The sequence below is a fragment of the Martinezella sp. CNPSo 3732 genome (assembly GCF_057784515.1).
The window spans coordinates 184,346-204,018 of record NZ_JBXSOO010000004.1 but is presented as its reverse complement, the minus strand read 5'-3'; the positions used below and the strand labels follow the sequence as shown (position 1 = coordinate 204,018).

The 19,673-nt window shown below is 56.1% G+C and carries 16 protein-coding genes; 6 read left to right on the top strand and 10 right to left on the bottom strand.

Features of this window, described 5'->3' with window-relative positions:
• Positions 1 to 3: 3 nt before the first annotated feature.
• The 5 genes from gmd to AC13RM_RS11685 form a co-directional block, all read right to left on the bottom strand.
• Complete coding sequence (gene gmd / locus AC13RM_RS11705) at positions 4 to 1,035, bottom strand: GDP-mannose 4,6-dehydratase (RefSeq protein WP_488555011.1); 1,032 nt, start codon at positions 1,033 to 1,035, stop codon at positions 4 to 6.
• A gap of 1,733 nt (positions 1,036 to 2,768) precedes the next feature.
• Positions 2,769 to 4,682 (bottom strand): Ti-type conjugative transfer system protein TraG, encoded by a 1,914-nt coding sequence (traG, locus tag AC13RM_RS11700; RefSeq protein ID WP_488555010.1) that lies wholly within the window; start codon positions 4,680 to 4,682, stop codon positions 2,769 to 2,771.
• An 82-nt stretch (positions 4,683 to 4,764) separates the two neighbouring features.
• Entirely contained in the window at positions 4,765 to 5,340 is a 576-nt protein-coding gene (rctB, locus tag AC13RM_RS11695) for an SMa0974 family conjugal transfer regulator (protein ID WP_488555009.1), read from the bottom strand.
• Entirely contained in the window at positions 5,337 to 6,596 is a 1,260-nt protein-coding gene (locus AC13RM_RS11690; RefSeq protein WP_488555008.1) for an 8-amino-7-oxononanoate synthase family protein, read from the bottom strand. Before AC13RM_RS11690 ends, rctB begins: the two co-directional genes overlap by 4 nt.
• Before the next feature lie 250 nt (positions 6,597 to 6,846).
• On the bottom strand, positions 6,847 to 7,569 hold the full coding sequence (locus AC13RM_RS11685) for a winged helix-turn-helix transcriptional regulator (RefSeq protein ID WP_488555007.1): 723 nt from the start codon (positions 7,567 to 7,569) through the stop codon (positions 6,847 to 6,849).
• A 402-nt stretch (positions 7,570 to 7,971) separates the two neighbouring features.
• Between AC13RM_RS11685 and AC13RM_RS11680 the strand changes: the two genes are divergently transcribed.
• Positions 7,972 to 8,205, top strand: a complete 234-nt coding sequence (locus tag AC13RM_RS11680) for a hypothetical protein (RefSeq protein WP_488555006.1) — start codon at positions 7,972 to 7,974, stop codon at positions 8,203 to 8,205.
• 293 nt (positions 8,206 to 8,498) lie between these two features.
• Here AC13RM_RS11680 and AC13RM_RS11675 read toward each other — a convergent pair whose 3' ends face one another.
• The 5 genes from AC13RM_RS11675 to AC13RM_RS11655 form a co-directional block, all read right to left on the bottom strand.
• Entirely contained in the window at positions 8,499 to 9,398 is a 900-nt protein-coding gene (locus AC13RM_RS11675; protein ID WP_488555005.1) for a nucleotidyltransferase and HEPN domain-containing protein, read from the bottom strand.
• A gap of 584 nt (positions 9,399 to 9,982) precedes the next feature.
• Positions 9,983 to 11,014 carry an extracellular solute-binding protein gene (locus tag AC13RM_RS11670; protein ID WP_488555131.1) on the bottom strand — a complete coding sequence of 344 codons (1,032 nt, stop codon included), beginning with the start codon at positions 11,012 to 11,014 and terminating at the stop codon, positions 9,983 to 9,985.
• 85 nt (positions 11,015 to 11,099) lie between these two features.
• On the bottom strand, positions 11,100 to 11,876 hold the full coding sequence (locus tag AC13RM_RS11665; protein WP_488555130.1) for an ABC transporter permease: 777 nt from the start codon (positions 11,874 to 11,876) through the stop codon (positions 11,100 to 11,102).
• A 73-nt stretch (positions 11,877 to 11,949) separates the two neighbouring features.
• Positions 11,950 to 12,849, bottom strand: coding sequence for an ABC transporter permease (locus AC13RM_RS11660; RefSeq protein WP_488555004.1), 900 nt, complete (start codon positions 12,847 to 12,849; stop codon positions 11,950 to 11,952).
• Positions 12,850 to 12,852: 3 nt separating this feature from the next.
• On the bottom strand, positions 12,853 to 13,959 hold the full coding sequence (locus AC13RM_RS11655) for an ABC transporter ATP-binding protein (RefSeq protein ID WP_488555129.1): 1,107 nt from the start codon (positions 13,957 to 13,959) through the stop codon (positions 12,853 to 12,855).
• A gap of 230 nt (positions 13,960 to 14,189) precedes the next feature.
• Here AC13RM_RS11655 and AC13RM_RS11650 point away from each other — a divergent pair, with 230 nt between their 5' ends.
• The 5 genes from AC13RM_RS11650 (at position 14,190) to AC13RM_RS11630 (ending at position 19,634) form a co-directional block, all read left to right on the top strand.
• Positions 14,190 to 14,894: a GntR family transcriptional regulator gene (locus tag AC13RM_RS11650; protein ID WP_488555003.1), complete on the top strand. Its 705-nt coding sequence runs from the start codon at positions 14,190 to 14,192 to the stop codon at positions 14,892 to 14,894.
• Between the two features lie 97 nt (positions 14,895 to 14,991).
• Entirely contained in the window at positions 14,992 to 16,353 is a 1,362-nt protein-coding gene (locus AC13RM_RS11645) for an aspartate aminotransferase family protein (RefSeq protein ID WP_488555002.1), read from the top strand.
• Entirely contained in the window at positions 16,350 to 18,062 is a 1,713-nt protein-coding gene (locus tag AC13RM_RS11640; protein ID WP_488555001.1) for an acetolactate synthase catalytic subunit, read from the top strand. The genes AC13RM_RS11645 and AC13RM_RS11640 overlap by 4 nt, the downstream gene beginning before the upstream one ends.
• Complete coding sequence (locus AC13RM_RS11635) at positions 18,062 to 18,832, top strand: SDR family oxidoreductase (protein ID WP_488555000.1); 771 nt, start codon at positions 18,062 to 18,064, stop codon at positions 18,830 to 18,832. The genes AC13RM_RS11640 and AC13RM_RS11635 overlap by 1 nt, the downstream gene beginning before the upstream one ends.
• Positions 18,819 to 19,634, top strand: a complete 816-nt coding sequence (locus AC13RM_RS11630) for a winged helix-turn-helix transcriptional regulator (RefSeq protein ID WP_488554999.1) — start codon at positions 18,819 to 18,821, stop codon at positions 19,632 to 19,634. Before AC13RM_RS11635 ends, AC13RM_RS11630 begins: the two co-directional genes overlap by 14 nt.
• Positions 19,635 to 19,673: the final 39 nt, after the last annotated feature.

Genomic DNA, 19,673 nt, shown 5'->3' with positions numbered 1-19,673 from the left:
GTCTTATTGCAGTACGCCGCGCGCGACACGGTCGTAGTCCGCCTTAGCCATCATTTCGACGAGCTCACCGAAACTGGTCGATGGACTCCAACCGAATGCCGCGTTTGCCTTCTGCGGATTTCCGAGGAGCAGGTCAACTTCGGACGGACGGAAGAACCGCTCATCAATTTTGACAACCGTAGCGCCCGTTTTCCGATCGACGCCGATCTCCTTGAGCCCTTCTCCGTCCCAAATGAGATCAATTCCCATATGCGATGCGGCAATTGTTGCGAACTCCCGAACGGTGTGCGTCTCGTTGGTCGCTAGCACAAAATCTCCAGGGCTGGATTGCTGCAGCATGAGGTACATGCCCTTTACATAGTCGCCTGCAAATCCCCAGTCACGCTTGGCATTGATGTTACCAAGCATCAAGCAATCTGTGTGGCCATGCGCGATGGAGGCTAACGTCATTGTTATCTTGCGCGTAACGAATTCAGGCCCGCGGAGCGGGCTTTCATGGTTGAAAAGAATGCCAGACGATGCATGCATACCGTATGCTTCACGGTGATTCACCGTAATCCAATGGCCATACAATTTCGCAGCCGCATAAGGGCTGCGTGGGTAAAATGGCGTGCTTTCCGTCTGAGGAATTTCTTGAACCTTGCCGTACAGTTCAGATGTAGACGCTTGATAAAATCGAGAATCTGGGGACGCGACACGGATTGACTCAAGCAGATTCAGAGGACCACTGCCGTCCGCTTCCAGCGTATAATAAGGCTGATGAAAGGATGCCTCCACAAAGCTTTGCGCGGCAAGATTGTAAACCTCTCTTGGCTTGTACCGGCGAACGATGTCGGTGCAGTTTGAGGCATCACTAACATCCAGGGGAACGAATTCGATCTGTCTTGTAATACCGAGCTCATCCAATCGCCAGAAGTTTGGCGTCGAAGACCTACGCATGCCTCCGATTACGCGATAACCGAGCGAGAGCAAGTGCTGCGCTAGATACGCTCCATCCTGCCCGTTCACTCCGGTAATCAGAGCACTCTTAGTCATATCGGCTTCCTCTTTGAATCATAGTCTCGGACAATGTTATTGGGGCCTAAAATGTAGGCGATTGTCGCGGGTGTCTATACGAGCTTCTATCTTAAATCCAGAGAAAATATGCTTATAGTGGTCGGTTGAGCTTCAAGGACGCGTTCACAGCCGACCCGCAAGAACCAAATGAGGAACCAAATAAAGGGGATGGAGGAAGTAGGCTGTAACGATGGGGCTCTGGCGGAAGTGGTCTTATTCCTGCTTCATTTCAAGGATTTGCATGACGATCGCCAAAGCGCGAAAGTTAGATATCCGCTCAGCACCGACATCTGACCCGGATGATGCAAGGCCACTATGCCTATTACGGGATCACGGCAACGGACGGCTTCTGAGATGGCGCGCATCTGGAAAAGTTGGCTCTCGTGCCACAGCCGATCCGAAGGCCGAAAGGACCCGGATAGCGCAGCTCCTTGACCGATTTCCCCTGCCTTCAACTCAGATCGTACATCAGCGGAGCCGTCCTTGAGCGAAACTGGACTGTGAGGAACCGGATGCGGGAAATCTACACGTCCGGATCTGTGTGGGGCAGGGCTCAGTAACGACCCCGCCTACTCGGCGTGGGCACTGAATTGGAGGTGACAGCCCTTCGCGAAGCGAGTCGGTCGCAATCGTGAGCCAGATGCACCCGCACGCATGAGAGGAAATGGCGAAAGACGTTCTCCTCCTGGCGCCGCGAGGCCGTGTGGGGAAGAAGCCCGAGGGAACCGCAGCACGGAATGAAAGTGAAGTCCTGAACTGGCCGAGCCGATCGGGTGAGGGTGCCTCTGAACGAGACGGCCAAAATCCAACTGAGGTCGGAGCGGTAATGGAAATGGGAGCGGCGGGACATTCACCGCACCTTACCCGGGGAGGTCCGCATTGGCCGCGCGAGCGGTAGATCCGAAGAAGGCAACGACAACAGGACGATGCCCATGCAGAAGTCAGATCTCCTCGTGGCAGCGAGGAAGCCGGTAAAAGCCGGCAGAGCAAAGAAGGAGTTGGATCGAGAAGAACAGGGCAAGACAATTGAACCTCACTTTCGCCGACCGCCGTCCGGGGGCGGGATGACCGAGCCGTCGGACGCTTCCGTCCGGCGAAGCTTCCTGCTGCATAAAGCGGGGGCAAGAAGCCGACAAATCCTGTCGTCGGCGCAGCCGACACCAGGCGGCTGTATGAAGAAATGGTGTGCTGCAATTTTGCCAAGGCGTTGCTGAGCGTAGTGCGCGACAGGGGTGCGCCCGGCCTGGACGGGCGGACGGTTGACGCAGCGGAGGCAAATGCCCCGTCGATCATCGCCCGGCTGCACCCTGATCTATTAACGGGAGGCTGCAGGCCTGAGACGTTCGGCATGTATGGCTGGATAAGCCGGACGGCAGACAGCGTGGGTTAGGCGGGTAAAGCGGAAAGCGACGCAACAGGATGGTGCTCCCGTCGCCGAAGCACTCGTCAATATCCGAACCTGTTTTTATGCCGAAGCGGGCAAAGCAGAAGTTCTGACTCAGAGCCAGAAACCTATTTTAGTCCATCACAAAAGCCGCGGGCCATTCATTGCGCTCACATTTAAGTTAAAAGCGCATACCGTTATATGCCGTCGCAAACATTGCGCTTTGGGACGGATAGTTGCTGCCCAATTGGTCCGCCAATTTCAAATACTGGCTGTCGACTTTTCCTCTCGGCTAGAATCCGCTAGGCTTCAGCTTCGTCGCCAAAGCCTAGAACTTCGCAAAACGATTGAACTTTGCCGCCTCATCCAACCCCTTGCGACGGAAATAGATTGCTCGTCCGCAGCGAATGGGACTGTGGCCCTGGACAATGATGATCTGCTCATCCTTGCGCATCGACTGCGTGATTTCGTGCGGCATGATCAGCGGTCGGCGTTGGAAACTAAGGCTTTCGGATTTGCGGGCACTACTATTGGAATTGCTCCAGCCGAGGTTGCGCGAACGTCCCCGGACTTCGACCGTCATGTCTCCGCATAGGGCGGAGACATTGCGTGCTGTATCGAGCGCCTTGATGGCGGCGTAGGACGTGAAAGCGCAGCCTTCAATCCAGGAGGTCGCTCCGTCCTTTCCGAAATGACGCTCGAGCTGGCCGACGGATTGGTACATCAACATCAGTGTGATGCCATACTTACGCCCGCGGTCGCGCGCTTCTTCAAGAATACGCATGTAACCCAGCAGATCGACCTCGTCGAGCATGAAGAGCGCGCGGCGGCGGAAGTCGCCGTCAGCCCTGATCATGGCATTGATCAGCGACCCGCTGATCACCCGGCCAATTCCTGGATAGGAACGCAGGATCGATGCAGGGATGTTGAGGAAGACATCCTTCCGTCCGGAAGCGATGTCGCTCGATTTAAACGCATTACCGCAGACCAGTGCGGCATAATTGTCGAGCGACAGCCATTGCGTATCCTTGGATGCGGTCGAATATACACCGGAGAAGGTCTGCTCCGTCATATTGGTGAAGACGCCGAGCGTCTCGCGGATAAACGCGGACGTGGAATTTTCCTGGATGTCGCGCAGCATGGCAAGCACCGAAGGTTCTGGCTCGGAAACGATCAGGCGCAGGCTACGCAGGTTGCGGCGGCCGGCATAATCCGGCGATAACATCACATGTGCTAGAAGCCCAGTTAGCAGATTGTGCGCCTGGTTCTGGAAATAGGAGCCAGTCGAGGTGTCGAAGCGTAGGCTCTCCGACAAAAGCATGTGGGCGATCCCAACGATGTCCTCTTCCTTACGTGTCGATCGCTCGATCCCATCAAGAACGTTGAAACCCGTGACTGGATTGGTGGGGTCGAGTACCATGACTTCGCGACCGAGCGCATGGGCACGATGTTCGAGAACTATCGGCGCGACCTCAGTTGATGGATCGAGACAGATCAGCGGCCCCTTGTAGCGCAGCGCTGTCGGAATGACATTGCTGGTCGTCTTGAAGCCGCCGGAGCCTGCGAAGAATAACATATGGGTGGAATCGAAATTCTGATTGAAGGTCATGAGTGGCGCCTTGCCACCTTGCCCCCAAGTTCCGTGATCATTCGGATCAAAAGCCAACTTATGCACGCGATCATGGTCGACGCGGTAGCGCTCGCCGATAACGATCTCTCCGTCCGAAGGGAAGAGCTTAGCCACTTCCGGCATGGGCAGCCAATCGGCATCGCCGAAAATGCCGCGCTTGGCGCGCTTGATCGGATCGGAAACGACGATCGAGATGCGCGCGGAGATTGCGACAATACCAAATCCGACAATGGTCCCGGCAACCGCAAAGGTGTCGAGATAAGTGAGCGCCTCGCTCCATATGACGACGCCATTCTCCACCCATGGAACCAGACGGCCATATTCCCGCAAGATGTAAAAGCCCGCCACGCATAAAAAGCAAAGAAGGCTCGCAAAAGCGATCGGCAGGCGGCGATGCAGCGGCAACGCCGAAACCGTCAGAAGTGAGGCTATAGGTCCGAGAAGGAGATCGGGAAGAGGATCCGCTCGCAAGAACCAATAGGCGATTCTTGCTGGCATGCCGATCGCCAAATCCTGCCACTGCCATCCAGTGATACAGAGTGTCAGCGTTGTCACGGCCATCGGCACGAGGATGAGAAGCAAACTCGGATGTATTCTGTATTTCAGCGCCATTACGAAACCTTTCTCGGGGTAGTGTTTCCGGGTCGCGGTAAGGGCACTTTGAACCCTGTCCTTCCAGCTCGCTCAATCGGCGCTATTTGTCCGAGTTCCGGGATGCCTTCACCAATTCCAGGAAGGCGCCGAGCGGTCTATGTGAAGGCAAGCGAAGCGGTTCACATTCAGCAGGGAACCACTCGATTGCCTCATTGGAGATGGCCGCGAGTTTCGAGAGAGTACCTTCCAGAAGCGTTCGAATTCCGTAAAAAATGACGAGGTCTCGGGCGAAAATGCGAACAAATAAACCGTCGTTGGTCGGCCGTATGATGGCGCAACCGTCGCCAAAGTTCAGAAACCTGACAGCTCCTTCGGTAACTGCAGATCGGCTACCAAACCAGATTTGCGAGCACGCCCTCTCAGCAAAATTATCCATGGTGCTGCTAATCGCGTGTCCTTGCTCGCATTCGAACCTTTTTTCTCGCAGGTCGGAGATTATTGAGGGGCATAGCTCGGCAGCGTGTCGACAAATCTGCTCAAGCCATATATCGGAATCAGGTAAGGGGACGTTGGCTTGGGCGATATATTTCGGCATATCGATCTCATCGGCCTTTAAGTTGGCCCTTCGGCTAATTTCGGGGGTGTCATTCAGAATGACGCCGACTGAGTCGATCATGGATTTGCTCCTCGTTCGGCGAGCGCCTCGTTGATCGCTCCTCCCAACCCTTCAATTTCCCGAATGCTGTGCCTGGCGGTAGGGCAGACCCGCAAACCGGCCTTGCCCTTTGCGACTGTGGGAAAGAAGATCGCCGAGGTGTAGAAGCCTTTGTCGAGAATATGGGCCGCGGCACGAATGGATTGTATTTCGTCGCCGAACTCTATGGTGCGGATTGGTAGCTTTGAGCCTGCCTGTTCGCTGGCAACCATCCTGTCGAAAACAGCTAGCCGATCCGCAAGCGCCTCCTGGCGCAACTTGATCTCATCGGTGCGGTGCAGCGCCTGAGACGCCATGGCAGCACCGATTGCCGCTAAATTAAGCGACGCGGAAAAGGCGTAGGCGATCGAGAAGCGCCGGAACAATTCTTCCTGCCGAGCAGTGCCGAGCATTAGCAAGCCGCCCGATGCTCCAAAGCCTTTGCCGAGCGATGCGGCAACGATTGTACGCTCGCCAAGGGCTGCGCCGACTTGGGATCGTACAAATCCCTCCCCAGACTTCCCGAACAGGGAAATGCCATGGGCATCGTCGATATAAAGAAACAGGCCGTACCGATCCTGGAGTGCTAGGAGGTCTGCAATCGGCGCGCTGCCGCCCATGGAATAGACGCCATCGCACACATAGGCTACGCGATCGTTGCGCCGGCAAATATCTTCAAGTGCGTTCAGATCGTTATGAGCAATCGTTTCGACCGGTGTTTCATCGGCCAGGACTGGCTTGTGAAACGCAAGCGTCGCATGTGCCAATCGGTCGAAAACGACCGCCGGTCTTTTGTTCTCAGTAAGGTATCCGGAGGCGAGGAGCGGTAGGGCTCCCATATTCGCGGCGAGGACGGTCGTGTAGGTTATAACCCGTGCCGCAAACAAGTCGGAGAGCGCTTCTTCCAGTTCGCCCAGCAAGCTGAAATTAAGCCTTGTTCTAGCGCAGGACCAATGGAGCGCCTTGTATCGCTGCACCGCCTCTATTGCGCCTTCCAGGATGAGCGGATGATTGTCGAGACCCAGATAAGAGCAGCGAACGAAGTCAATCACTTGTCTCTTCTGGCGCACCGTTGGCAACAGGACGGAGCGATCCTTATCCGGGTCCGCGTAAATCGCCATGACTCCCTCCTGCTCGGCGGCAGCAAGATTTTGATCGGCGGAAACGATCATGCTGAGTGTATTGCGGTAGGATCGCGACACAGCCGTAGCGGTGGGCAAATGATGATCATCGCTCATGGGAATATCCAAATTGTTGGTAGCGGAACAGCGACACAGCAGAAAATGGACATCTGCCGCAGCACATCGCATCTCATTGGCGACGCGATGCTATTTTATTGCCGTGGAATGGGTCTGCGAACAACGATCGTTTCGGTAATATTGCCTGAAGGTTCTGTGACGCCAATATTTCGAAAGTGAAAGGCTTGATAAACACAGCAGGCGGTACGTCACATTGATGCTCAACGGAGTTTCTCCGTGATCTCAGTGCTTACGAAGCCCGCTCTGCATTTTGACGCTCATCGAGCGCATAACCCGTAGCCCGCACCGTGCGGATAATATCGCGACCTAACACGCGTCTAATGCCCCGCCGAAGGCGGCCGACATGAACGTCGACGGTGCGAGGCTCCACAAAGGTACCTTGCGGCCATGCAGCCTCGATGAGAGCGTTTCGGGTGAAGACGTAGCCTGGTTTTTGTAGAAAATGCTGAAGAAGGCGAAATTCAATCGGACTGAGTTGGACGTTTATGCCATCGCAATCGACGCGCATGCGATCGAGTTGCATCGTGATTTCCGCATAAACAAGCGTGTTGCCGGAGGTTCTTTCTATGCAAGATTTCGCACTCTCATCTGGCGATAAGTCTGACAGATAAGATAGAAAACGCTCGGGGTTGAAGGGGCGCATGAAAATCTCGCTCACGCCGGTTTTGAGCACTTCGAGATAAAGTTGCTGATTGCCTGCTCCCACGAAGACCGCGATCGGTGGTGTTTTGTCGGCTAGCGTCTTCCTGATCTGGCTGACAAGATCGCCGATACGGAAGGCATCGCTATTAGAGTCTATTATCACAGCGATCAAATCATGGGATTTGACGCTAGCTAAGGCTTCCTCCGCCCCTTCCACCAGCGAAGATTCAAGACCTCCCATATTGAGGATCTGGGCGAGCAGAAGGTAGAATTCGTAATCCGTGGAGCAGATGAGGACGAGTGGCTTCATTGATGATAACCTTTCGATCAGTGGGCGGTAGCACGCGGAAGATGAGATAGTTTGAGATTCCGCGCCGTCTCAGACATTTTTGATGCAACAAAAATATCTGAGATTGATCATGACTTGCCTATCGCTACCGAAAATCGCAATTATTTATCTGTCATAATTTCGTATTGCACGTAAAGGGGGAAAAATATATCTATTTGATCACAATTTTGTTGCATCAAAAGGGAGGGCTTCCCGAGCGAGTTTAGTCGGCTGGCCCAGGATATGCGCCTGGTGGATCTTGAATGAAATAGGAAGTGGCCAGGGATCACACGACATATGCGGCATCCGCGGTCGTGACTCACTTGTGAGAACAAAGTCCGGCCAAACTTCGTCCCGTGCCGGACGTTCACGGGAGAGCTTCCTATGACTTTTGCGGATACGTCAAGACATCGCCAGGCGCCGTCTTCGGATGATGACATCTCTATTTGGTGTGGCAAGAATCCGGCAGCCGCGGTCTTGGCCGCAAAGGCGGCTTATGGCCCCGATGCCACGCTTGCTGTGGCTTGGTGCGCTTTAGGCGCGAAGGTGGATGGACGAGCTGCCGACAGCCATTTCTGGTTCAAGGTTTTTTGCCTGCTGCGTGCCGGCGAAACGTAGGCGACGGGGCTTTTCGGCTGACGCAACGCGGATTCAGTAACGTAGACGGCAAACTAAATTGGGTTTTCCGTGGCCACAAATGGTCGGGCAGAACCGATATATCTTTGTACTTCTCGGTAACGCCCCACCGCTCGGGTATCGACCCGAAGCTAAGCGATGCGAGTGCGGATAGAGGGGGTCCGAGGTGGCGGAGCGACGGGGATGGTGACCCGATAAGTGCCAGCTGCCCTGAGAAAAACGGCGGCATGGCTGGCCGATGGTAGGAAGGGTTCACCAGGGCTTGCCAACAGCGCTTAGAGCTTTTGCCGCAGCTTTTCGATATGCTCGTCGCAGATCGCTTCTACCAGTTGCTGCAGTGCGCCCGTACGTTCGCCAAGCCAGACCAGCGCTTCTTCGGTGATCTTGAAATGCTCGGAATAGCGGGCTTTCACATAGGCTTGGTTGATAATGTTGAACCAGGCAGTATGGCGGCGTTGCCGATCTTGTGGCCAGATCTCTGCAAGCCGCTGGTCGCGGCCTTCGGCAAGTGTCCTTAAATGGTTGAGGTTATGTGAGGCAGGGCTGTAATTCGTCAATGTCAGCAGTAAAGTCGAATATGCCTGTTCAATCGCTTGATGGAGGAGGAATGCTGCTTCATCCGTGTCGCCTTCACTTGTGGAAAAGCGAGCAACTTTAAGAAATTTCTCGCTTTTGTGAAATCTCTTAAAATGTTGTTGGGCCGCACGATATTCTTCCGCTGGCGTGAGCGGCTTTGGCTCGGCAAGTTCCTCGTCGTCGAGTTCGTAAAGAACGATGCCGTCGCGACGGATCTCGCTGAAGAAATAATTGCCGAGTTTCAGTGCTGTGTTGACCTCACGCAGCGAATGCACGGCAAGGCTCACCGGTGGCTTGACGATCCGGGGAAAGCGGTCGGCCGCCTTGCGCCAGTATGAACCGAAGTCTGTAAGTTTGCGATTGTTGACGATTACCAGCAGATCGTAGTCAGACTTATAGCCTTTGCCGGTGTGCTCTTCATCGACCCAATTGCCACGAGCATAGGAGCCGAAAAGAATGATCTTGAGGATGCGCCCCTTCTTCTTGAAATCGGCTGTGCCTTCCTTCAGCGCATCCTCGAATTCCTCATGCACAATCTCGACAATTCGCGACAATTCCAAGCGTTTGCGTTCCGGCAGATGATCGAGGCTGAACTTCATGGAAAGCGGGACCCTTTCTGATGATTCTAGTTGTAGGTACGATCCGACTACAACGCCAGTCCGATCTTGATTCTATGCCGGGCGGATAGGGTATCAGAAGAGATCTTCGGCCCTTCGCTCGAATTCGGATTTCAAGGGCGCCTGCTCAATAATCTGCTCTGCGCAGGCCACGGAAAAGGCCGAACGTTCCCTTTATGTTCTTATATTGCAAATGAGAAGTCAAGTTTGACTTCTGAGCATTAAGGTGGTGCTACATCTAATAAATGCCGCCGATAAAACCAAATAACTTGCGGACATTTTCCCCTCAGAGAATCCAAGGGAGCCGGTGTCTTGCGAAATGTCCGTTTGCCGAAGTCTTTCGCGTCGCGACAAACAAGAGCAATTTCTGAATCCTAGGGAAGCGTCATTGGGCAAGGAAGCCCGCCGCGCTTCGAGCATTTCTGCTCGCAGGCGGACCTCCTGCAGAAGGTATTGGGGTGCGTCGGCGTTAAGCGTTCATTCAATGAACGATCGCTGATCGCTTATCCTCCAAACGTCGTGGCATCCCATGATCATACCCAATGTTTTCACGTCGTTATCCTGCCTTAGCGAACCCAGTTGTTCCACCTCTCCAGTAACTCCGCGGCATGCTCGTTGATCCATTTGGCATCTGGAATGACGATACTGTCGCGAACGTCTTCGGCGCTCGGCATCTGGTCACGAACGGCCTGCGGCATCATCATAATCGCTGCGCTGCTAGGTGGCGTGCACAATAATGCCTCGCAAACCTTGGCCTGGATGTCCCGGGAATCTAGCCAGAAGGCGATGAGCTTCAGAGCATTATCGCGATTGGGCGCCCCTTTGATAACCGTGAGGCGATCGCCCACCAGAAATGCCGCCTTGTTTGACCAGGCGATCGAGCGTCCTTCTGCCTTAAGCGCGCTTGCCCTCGTTAGCCAGATCTGCCCGATGCTGTAATCGTTCTCACGGAACCCCTGGACGCTCTGATCCCCGGTTTTCCACCAGAGCGAGATGGACGGCCGCAATGCGTCAAGTTTCTTAAGGGCGCGATCGACGTCGAGCGGAAACAGGTTCTCGCGCTTGACCCCATCTGCCAAAAGGGCAGCCGCCATGACGCGCCACGGATCATCGAAATTCGGAAACGAGCGTCCGCCCGGGAACTTTGAAGTATCCCACATATCCGCCCAAGTCACGGGCTGGTTGCCTTTGAAAGCCTGCGGATCGTAGGCCATCAATGTGGCCGTCGAAAACAGCCGCACGCCGGCCGGGATGCAGGCATCGGGAACAAGATCCTGGCGGTCCTTAAACTGGGCGCAAAAACCGTCAAGCGGTTCGGAAATCGCGAGATGATCCTTTGAGCTCACCTGGATTTCTCCATCGGGGTAGAGATCCCAGCTGACATTGCCGGTTTTCACCATCGCGGTCGCCTTGGCGCGCATCTCTGCGTTGGTTGCCGCCACGGAAACGACCTGAATACCAGTCTTAGCGGTGAACGGCTCGAACCACCATTTGCGTAGCGCCGCATCATAGGCGCCGCCGGTCGTAGCGATCACGACCTGCTCGCTGGCAAGTGCTGGATTGGGTGTTTCTCCCAGAAGAATGGCTGCGCAATACATAGCAATACTGCTCAGCCGGATGGCTGCTCTTATTGTCATCAATGTTTCCCTCTTATTGTCCCGCCTGCAGCGGGTGTTTTTGCCGCTATTGTTGCTCCCGGCGGCTGTTCAGGAGATGTATGGAACCCATCAAAAGCAGCGAGACGGCAACCACGATGACCGACACGGCGGCAATGACAGGCGTCAGGTTGAAATCGATGTCCTCGAACATTTTCCGGCTGATCGTCTTTCCGCCGGTATCAGAGATGAAGAAAGCCACGGTCGCTTCGTCAAAGGAGGTCAGGAAAGCGAAGACCGCAGCCGTCGCGACGGCCGGCGCCAGATTGGGAAGTGTTACGGCAAAGAAGGCTCTGAGCCGCCCCGCTCCGCAGCTCAAGGCCGCCAGTTCCAGCAACGGGTCCATTCTTTCCAACGCTGCGGAAACGATGATGACGACAAAAGGTACCGCCAGCACCGAATGGGCAAGGACGAATCCGGTCAAATTTCCTGTTAGTTGTAGAGGCGAGAAGACCAAATAGAGCGCCACGCCGAAGACGATCGCCGGCACGATCATCGGCCCAAGGCAGAGGGCCTGGAGCAGCGCCTTGCCCGGTAGTTTGCCACGTACAAGAGCAACCGCCGCCATCGTCCCGATGATCGTCGCTACCACGGTGGTTAGTGCGGCGATCTGCAGGCTGAAAATGGTCGACCGCAGCCAGTCGGGATCGGACAGATACGCTTCGAACCACCGCAGGGTCAGTCCCTGCGGCGGGAAGGTGATATAGGAGGCGTCGCTGAGTGCCAGCGGTATTACCAGCAGCGTCGGAAGGACGAGAAAGAACAGCACCGCCGCAATCACTAAATTGGATGCATGTCGCGCCATCCATGGCCAGACTGAACGATACCGGCGAGCCTCGGACGACGGTGTTGCCAATCGCTGCGTAAAGGGTTCAGATTCAATGGACACTGTTCAAACCTTTGCTGAAAGAGAGTGCGCGGCGGAAGAGCAGCACCAGCAGCAACGTCGCGGTGAGCAGGGTGACTGACAGGGCGGCCGCAAATGGCCAATCCAGAAGGACGATTGTCTGCTGGCCGATCAGGGTCGCCATCATCAGCGCGCCGGGTCCACCGACTAGGGCGGGGGTGATGTAAAACCCGATGGCGAGAATGAAACATATCACACAGCCGGCGAAGACGCCCGATAGGCTGAGTGGAAAGGTCACGCGCCAAAAGGCGACGATCCGGCTCGCGCCGAGATTTCGTGCCGCCTGCTCGTACGCGCTTGGCACCGAACGCAAGGCCGAATGGATCGGCAGGATCATGAAGGGCATCAGCACATGCGTCATCGCGAGAATGACAGCGCCCTCCGTATAGAGCATTTTCAAGGGTGCCGAGATAACACCGAGCTGGATCAGCCCGTCGTTGATGATGCCGTTGCGACCGAGCAGCACGATCCAGGTATAGGACCGGACAAGCACCGAGGTCCATAGCGGAATGAATAAGCATGCCGTTCCGAGCTTTACCAACTTGCCGCGCATCCGCGCGATCGCATAGGCGGTCGGATATCCGATTGCAAAACAGGCAACGGTCACGATCGCCGCGATGCGGAAGGTTCGGAGCAGGACCTGAATATAAAGTGGACTGTCGAAGACACGCTGGTAGGGGGCAAGCGGAGCGTCACCGGAAAGGCTGATGCCGATAAGCCTGACCACCGGATAGACGAAGCCTCCCGCCAAGAGGAGGAGCAGCGGTAGGATGAGCAAGATCGCCAACAGTGGCGAATAATGTCGGCTCGATCCCGTGAGAATCCAGTTGCGGAAAGTGCCGGTCGATTGTCTCGCGAGGGATGACGCCATGGGTTAGACCCCCGCTTTTGCAAACAGCCGCAAGGCGTTCGCTTCTGGAATAATGTCAACCAAGTCTCCCTGATGAAGGCCTGCCGCCACATGCCCGACGGGCATCTGGATCTGGAGGAGGCGGTCATCGCCGTTCTGGGTTCGCACGAAGAAGAGGAAAAACGAACCGGCGAAAACGGTTGCATCTATGGTGCCCGTCAGAATGGCGCCGCGGTCGCGACCATGAGGCGCTAGCGACAACCGTTCGGGGCGAACCGCGATACTGACGGCTTGGCCAGGGGCAAAGAGGCTTGGCCCGTCTTCGGCAGCCGCCGTAGCAACGACGTTGCCGCCTTTTGGCCGTACCATGTACTTCCCGTTATCTTGACCGAGATACTCGCCGTCGAGAAAATTCATGCGACCAATGAAGTCTCCGACAAAGGCTGAGACAGGTGAACGGTAAAGATCAAGCGGTGCTCCGACTTGAGCCAGTCGGCCTTCTGCCACCACTGCAACGCGATCAGACATGGTGAGTGCTTCCTCCTGATCATGCGTCACATAGACGACGGTCGCCCCAAGGCGTTGCTGCAAGCTTTTGATTTCCAATTGCAGCGCCTCGCGCAGTTTCTTGTCGAGGGCTCCAAGTGGTTCGTCCATCAAGAGAACGGGCGGCTCGAAGACGATTGCCCGAGCGACGGCGACGCGTTGCTGCTGGCCTCCGGAGAGTTGATGGGGATATCGATCGCCATAGCCGTCGAGATGTACCTGCGCCAGTACCGCCTCGACCTTGCGGCTGATGAGATCTTTGTCCATTCGGCGCATGCGCAACGGAAAAGCGATGTTGGCTGCCACCGTCAGATGCGGAAAAAGGGCATAGCGCTGAAACACCATACCGATGTTGCGCCTGTTTGGCGCCATGTAGGTAACGTCACGACGGCCGATCATTATCTGGCCGTTGCTCGGGCTCTCGAAGCCGGCGATCATCGTTAGTAGCGTCGTCTTGCCGGAGCCCGAAGGACCAAGGATCGACAGGAATTCACCCGCCCGGATGGCCAGCGAAATGCCATCCACAGCAAGCGATGTGTCATATCGCTTTTCAAGCCCTTGCAGCGTAAGTGCTTCACCAATCAAAGTCCCTCTCCTTATTGTTGTCATTATGAAACGTTGTCGTTTGCGCCGGCGCTGCAACTCGCTCACCGATCGCTTGGCTTTTGGTCCGGTTCCCGAATTGAACTTTGGGAAGACGGAAATTTGCGAACGTGTTATGATTTTTAATGTCACATAATGTTTGCAAGCACGTCACTTTTCATTTTTGTTGCAACAAAATAAACGTTTGTCAAAGGAAATTGGAGAAATTTTCAATGGAAGTCGCGCCGGAAGACGAAGGATACCATCGGCATCAGCCCAATCGATTGGGCGAAATGGCCTATGACAACATGAAGGAGCGACTGATCCGAGGCGCTTTTTCCCCTGGAGATAAGCTGACAATCCGTGCGGTTTCGGACATGCTGGATGTCAGCACGACGCCCGCTCGTGATGCCATCAACCGCCTGGTGATTGATGGGGCGCTCATTTATTCCGGCCCGAAAACCGTTATCGTTCCTCACTTAAGATTGTCGGATCTCGAGGAGATCACGCAAATGCGCCTGGCCCTGGAAGGGCTTGCGGCGGCGCTATCCGTCAAGGCCGCAAGCGAGGCGACGATCGAAGAACTGGAGCTACTTCAGGCGAAAATTGACGCTGCATTGGATGAAAGGCGTTATTTTGACGCCCTCTGGCATAACAAGGAGTTCCATTTTGCGATCTACCGTTTGAGCGGTATGCCCTATCTTTTGCAGACGATCGAGACCCTTTGGCTGCGGGTTGGTGCGTCATTTAATGGCCTCTACCCAGAATTTTCCGAGACCCGCCACGGTGCTCGCAACCATCGTGCCGCGATAGAGGCGCTTGTCGAAAAGGATGCCGCCGCTGCGCGCGCTGCCATCGAGAACGACATTCGTGATGGATTTCGCCAGATGAAGAAAATCACCGCAGACCGCGATCAAGGGAATCTCTGTCGCCGCTGAATAATTATGTTGCACTTTCCTTCTCTCCGTGTTTTTTTGTTGCAACAAAAATGTGAACGGGATGCGAACGCGCATCTGTCCATGGAGAGGGCAAGGCATGCTACATCAGGATTTTCCATTATTTCGACGGGCGGCGCTCAGATCGCGCTCGCAATATTTCTTCGAGCGAGGGCAGATCGTGTTTCCCGATGGAACCACGCGCGTCACCGTCGAACGCGATCCTTCGCCGACGTATATTTCTCGTGGCGAGGGTGCCTATCTGATTGATGTCGACGGCAATCGGCTTCTCGACCTCAATAACAATTTCACAACGCTGATCCATGGTCACGGTTACCTGCCGGTCGCTGACGCAATCGCAGATCTCCTGCAGAAAGGAACCTGCTTTTCCAATCCAACGGAGCACGAGCTTGGATTGGCGGAATTGCTTGTGCAGCGCATTCCCGCGATCGAGCAGATCCGCTTCGTCAATAGCGGCACCGAGGCCGTCATGTTCGCTATCAAGGCGGCACGCGCCTTTACAGGGCGCTCGCGTATTGCTCGCGTCGAAGGAGCCTATCACGGTGCCTATGATTGGGCCGAGGTAAGCCAGGGCGCGTCGCCTGCATCTTGGGGACCAGCCGACGGCCCCGCATCCACAACCTCTTATGCCGGCGCCCCCCAAAGCGTTGCCGAAGAGGTCGATGTGATCCGTTTCAATGATGTTGAAGGCCTGGAGCGAAGGCTGGCCGCGTCGGGCAACGATCTTGCCTGTATCTTGATTGATCCCATGCCGAGCAGGGCGGGTTTGCTCGCGCCTGACCCAGCCTTCATCGAAGCCGTTTCCGATCTGGCCCGACAATATGGCGTTCTCGTCGTGGCAGATGAAGTGCTGAATCTTCGGCAGGGATATCGTGGTGCTTCAGCGCGTTTCGGGCTCGTGCCGGATCTTATTGCTGCCGGAAAGATCATCGGCGGCGGCTTTCCGGTCGGCGCGGTTGGTGGCCGTAAGGAGGTGATGGGGGTGTTCTCAAGCTTGGGCGCGAGGCCGGCGGTGCCCCAGGGCGGCACCTTTTCGGCCAATCCGGTGTCAATGGTTGCAGGAAGAGTGGCCATGGAGGCAATGACCGCGGCAAGCTTCGAGCGTCTTGATGAAATGGGGGCACGTGTGCGCGATGGCCTTTCTGCCGCGATCGTGCGTCACGACGCCCCATTTATCGTCACCGGTTCGGCTTCGCTTTTCCGCATCCACCCGAAGCGGCAGGTTCCCCGTGACTATCGGCAGGCCTTCCCGACACCGGAACAGAACAGTTGGATGACCAATCTGACAAGCCACTTCCGTCAGCACGATATCCTCCTGCCCTTTGGAGCCGCCGCGTGCCTCTCCACGGCAATGACAAATACCGATCTCGATTTGATCGTCGAAGTCTTCGGCGATTTCCTCGAAACCCACGAAGCCGATTTTGCTGGAGCAATCGCATGACCACGAATTCCTTGGAAACTGTCGCCGAATGCCTGGCTCGGTCGCTGGTGCGCCATGACGTCACCCATATATTTGCCCAGAGCCTACCATCAGCGCTCATCCTGGCTGCCGAAGCTGCAGGCATTCGCCAGGTTGCCTACCGTCAGGAGAATATGGGCGGTGCCATGGCCGACGGCTATGCTCGACGATCCGGAAAGATCGGCGTGGTGGCCGCCCAGAATGGTCCAGCCGCCACGCTGCTCGTGCCCCCCATGGCCGAAGCGCTGAAGGCGAGCGTTCCGATCGTAGCACTCGTGCAGGAGGTCGAGCGCGATCAGATGGATCGGAACGCGTTCCAGGAGCTCGACCATATCGCGCTCTTCCAATCCTGCACGAAATGGGTGCGCAGGGTCATAGTCCCGGAGCGAATCGAGGACTATGTCGATGCCGCCTTCACTGCTGCTGCCTCCGGTCGACCCGGGCCGGTAGCGTTGCTGTTGCCCGCCGATCTGTTGCGCTCGGAGCTTGATCTCAAAACGCCATCACGATCTCTGAATCTCGGCCATTGGCCGCTTGATCGCTCGTGCCCTGATCGCGCGAGTTTGCAAAGGACGGCGGAGTTGATCGCGAATGCCCACAATCCCGTAGTCATCGCAGGTGGCGGTGTCCTCGGCAGCGATGCTTGCCATGAACTGGCCACGTTGCAGGATCTGGCTGTACTCCCAATTTTGACCACCAACATGGGCAAGGGTGCGGTGAATGAATATCATCCGCTTTCGGCCGGCGTGTTAGGTTCACTCGTAGGGCCGCGGTCACTCGGGCGCCATACGGCAGCTTTGGTCGGTGACGCAGACCTTGTTATTCTGATTGGAACGCGAACCAATCAGAATGGCACGGATAGCTGGCGGCAAATTCCTGCTGGTGCTCAGGTGATCCACATCGATGTCGACCCTCAGGAAATCGGCCGCAATTATCAAGCGCTGCGCCTGGTCGGGGATGCGCGTGAGACCCTCAGAGAGCTTGTTCATGCTCTAAACGGGCAAGATCTATCCCAACGTCAGGATAAGCGGACTGCTGTTGCCGATCGCATAGCCGAGTGCTGGCGGCAGTTCGATAAGGATCGGCATCAGCTCGTGCATGCTACTGCCTCGCCGATCCGCCCGGAACGCATCATGGCAGAGCTGCAGGCAGCATTGACACCGCAGACGACCGTCGTTGCGGATGCAAGCTATTCATCGATGTGGGTCGTCGGCCAATTGCGATCGCTTGACTCAGGAATGCGATTCCTGACGCCGCGCGGTCTTGCGGGGCTGGGATGGGGCCTGCCTCTGGCTCTTGGCGCAAAGGCAGCTAGACCCGAGCATCCGGTGGTCGCCATCATTGGCGACGGCGGGTTCGCCCATAGTTGGGCGGAGATGGAAACCATGGTTCGCTCCGATCTTCCCATAACCATCATCCTTCTCAATAACGGTATCCTCGGTTTCCAGCGGGATGCCGAGACCGTGAAGTTCGGGCGCTTCACATCGGCGTGCCATTTTGCGCCTGTCGATCATATGAAGATCGCTCAAGCCTGTGGATGCCCGGCGGTTCGCGTTGAGGATCCAGCCGAGCTCACGGCTCATCTACAGGGTGGCCTGGCCGGCAAGGGGCCGCTGTTTATCGAGGTCATGACAGATCCTGAAGCTCATCCCGCTTTGTCCTTGTTTGCCGGCCTGGATGAGGCTGCGTGATGCCAGAGCCGTCTCGCATCGCCGTCGTGACAGGAGGGACGAGCGGTATCGGATTGGCGACGGCGCGGAAGCTATTGGCGGCGGGGCATCGCGTCGCCGTCTTCAGTCACAGCGCTAAAACTGTGACTGACGCAACTGCCACGCTGTCCGCGGAGTTCGGATCTGGACGGGTCTTAGGCCGAGTGGTCGATCTGTCGGATCCTGTGGCTATTGCCAATTTCTTCGAAGAGCTTTCATCCAACTGGGGAGTAGCCGAAATTCTCGTCTGCAACGCCGGGATATCGCCCAAGGGCCTTGCTGGTCCACGGCGGTTCGAGGATATCGGGTTGGAGGAATGGAACGAAGTGCTGGCCGTGAATCTGACCGGCACCATGTTATGTTGTCAGGCAGTCGTCAGGGGAATGCGAGACGCGGGATTTGGACGCATCATTTTGATCGGATCGCTCGCTGGGCGCACGCGCCCTCGCATCGCCGGTGGCGCTTACGCCGCCAGCAAGGCAGGACTGGCCGGCCTGATGCGCGCGCTTGTCGGGTCGTGTGGTCCTTTCGGCATAACGGTTAATCTCGTGGCGCCCGGCAGGATCTTGACGCCCTTGATTGGCGATCCCAATACGCCAGCCAATCGGGACGCGGTTGCACGCATTCCCTCTGCCAGATTGGGAACGCCGGAGGATATCGCCGCTGCCGTTGCTTTCCTGGCGTCAGAGGAAGCGGGCTTCGTTAATGGGGCAATCCTTGATATCAACGGCGGCGAATATGCGCCAGCCTAGAGCCGTAACACGGTCCGGCGCGTCCAACTTCAAGCGCTCCGATGCGGCGGCGAAGCTCGAAGTGGCGACCTGCAACGAAGTCATTATCTGGACCTCCGATGCAGAGCTGTTCCTGCCGTTTAGTTATATTCTGAAGACGGAAGGCTTTATTCCCTCTTTGGCTTGCAGTGCCAACGATGTTCTGGCTTCGTGCGCGAAACGCTTACCGTGTGCCATCCTTTTCGATTGCACCCACGAAACCCAGGATGCCGTTTCCATATGTGGCGAAATCAGGCGATCCACAACACACGACAACGAGGTCCGTCTTATTGCGATCTTGCGAAGCGAAGCGCAGCCGCTTCATCTGGCCTTGCTGCAAGCCGGTGTTGATGACTGCCTGTTCAGGCCGCTTTCACCGGAGAAGTTGCTGACATCTCTCAGGCAGGCGACGGGAGAGGCCATGGAAACGGTCAACTCGAAAATGGTTGCGTCACCGGCTCTTGCTGACCTGGAAGTCGATGTCGACAGTCGCCGAATACACTGCAACGGTCGCGACTTTGCGCTGCCACCCATCGAGTTCAATATTCTACGTCACCTGATGAACAGGGAGGGACAGCTCTGCAACCGTTCCGAACTGATTGCTTCGGCTTGGCCGGCTTCCGCCGAAGTCACGCCGCGAACGGTGGATGTTCACATTGGTCGCTTGCGCAAGGCGCTGGGAGAGTTGCCCGGATGTGATGCTGCCATTCGCACCGTCCATGCAGCCGGCTATGTGTTCAAGCCACGAGGCTTGCGAAAGAGCGGATCAGGTAGATCAGTATAGTCGCTTTCTTTGGACGTTTCTGGGTTTTTATTGATTATT

Coding starts and splice junctions, on each gene's coding strand:
- AC13RM_RS11690 (WP_488555008.1), bottom strand. CDS start 6,596: ATGAGCGATGATCATCATTTGCCCACCGCTACGGCTGTGTCGCGATCC.
- AC13RM_RS11645 (WP_488555002.1), top strand. CDS start 14,992: ATGCTACATCAGGATTTTCCATTATTTCGACGGGCGGCGCTCAGATCG.
- traG (WP_488555010.1), bottom strand. CDS start 4,682: ATGGCGCTGAAATACAGAATACATCCGAGTTTGCTTCTCATCCTCGTG.
- AC13RM_RS11685 (WP_488555007.1), bottom strand. CDS start 7,569: ATGAAGCCACTCGTCCTCATCTGCTCCACGGATTACGAATTCTACCTT.
- gmd (WP_488555011.1), bottom strand. CDS start 1,035: ATGACTAAGAGTGCTCTGATTACCGGAGTGAACGGGCAGGATGGAGCG.
- rctB (WP_488555009.1), bottom strand. CDS start 5,340: ATGATCGACTCAGTCGGCGTCATTCTGAATGACACCCCCGAAATTAGC.
- AC13RM_RS11630 (WP_488554999.1), top strand. CDS start 18,819: ATGCGCCAGCCTAGAGCCGTAACACGGTCCGGCGCGTCCAACTTCAAG.
- AC13RM_RS11675 (WP_488555005.1), bottom strand. CDS start 9,398: ATGAAGTTCAGCCTCGATCATCTGCCGGAACGCAAACGCTTGGAATTG.
- AC13RM_RS11640 (WP_488555001.1), top strand. CDS start 16,350: ATGACCACGAATTCCTTGGAAACTGTCGCCGAATGCCTGGCTCGGTCG.
- AC13RM_RS11635 (WP_488555000.1), top strand. CDS start 18,062: ATGCCAGAGCCGTCTCGCATCGCCGTCGTGACAGGAGGGACGAGCGGT.
- AC13RM_RS11680 (WP_488555006.1), top strand. CDS start 7,972: ATGACTTTTGCGGATACGTCAAGACATCGCCAGGCGCCGTCTTCGGAT.
- AC13RM_RS11670 (WP_488555131.1), bottom strand. CDS start 11,014: ATGTATTGCGCAGCCATTCTTCTGGGAGAAACACCCAATCCAGCACTT.
- AC13RM_RS11650 (WP_488555003.1), top strand. CDS start 14,190: ATGGAAGTCGCGCCGGAAGACGAAGGATACCATCGGCATCAGCCCAAT.
- AC13RM_RS11660 (WP_488555004.1), bottom strand. CDS start 12,849: ATGGCGTCATCCCTCGCGAGACAATCGACCGGCACTTTCCGCAACTGG.
- AC13RM_RS11665 (WP_488555130.1), bottom strand. CDS start 11,876: ATGGCGCGACATGCATCCAATTTAGTGATTGCGGCGGTGCTGTTCTTT.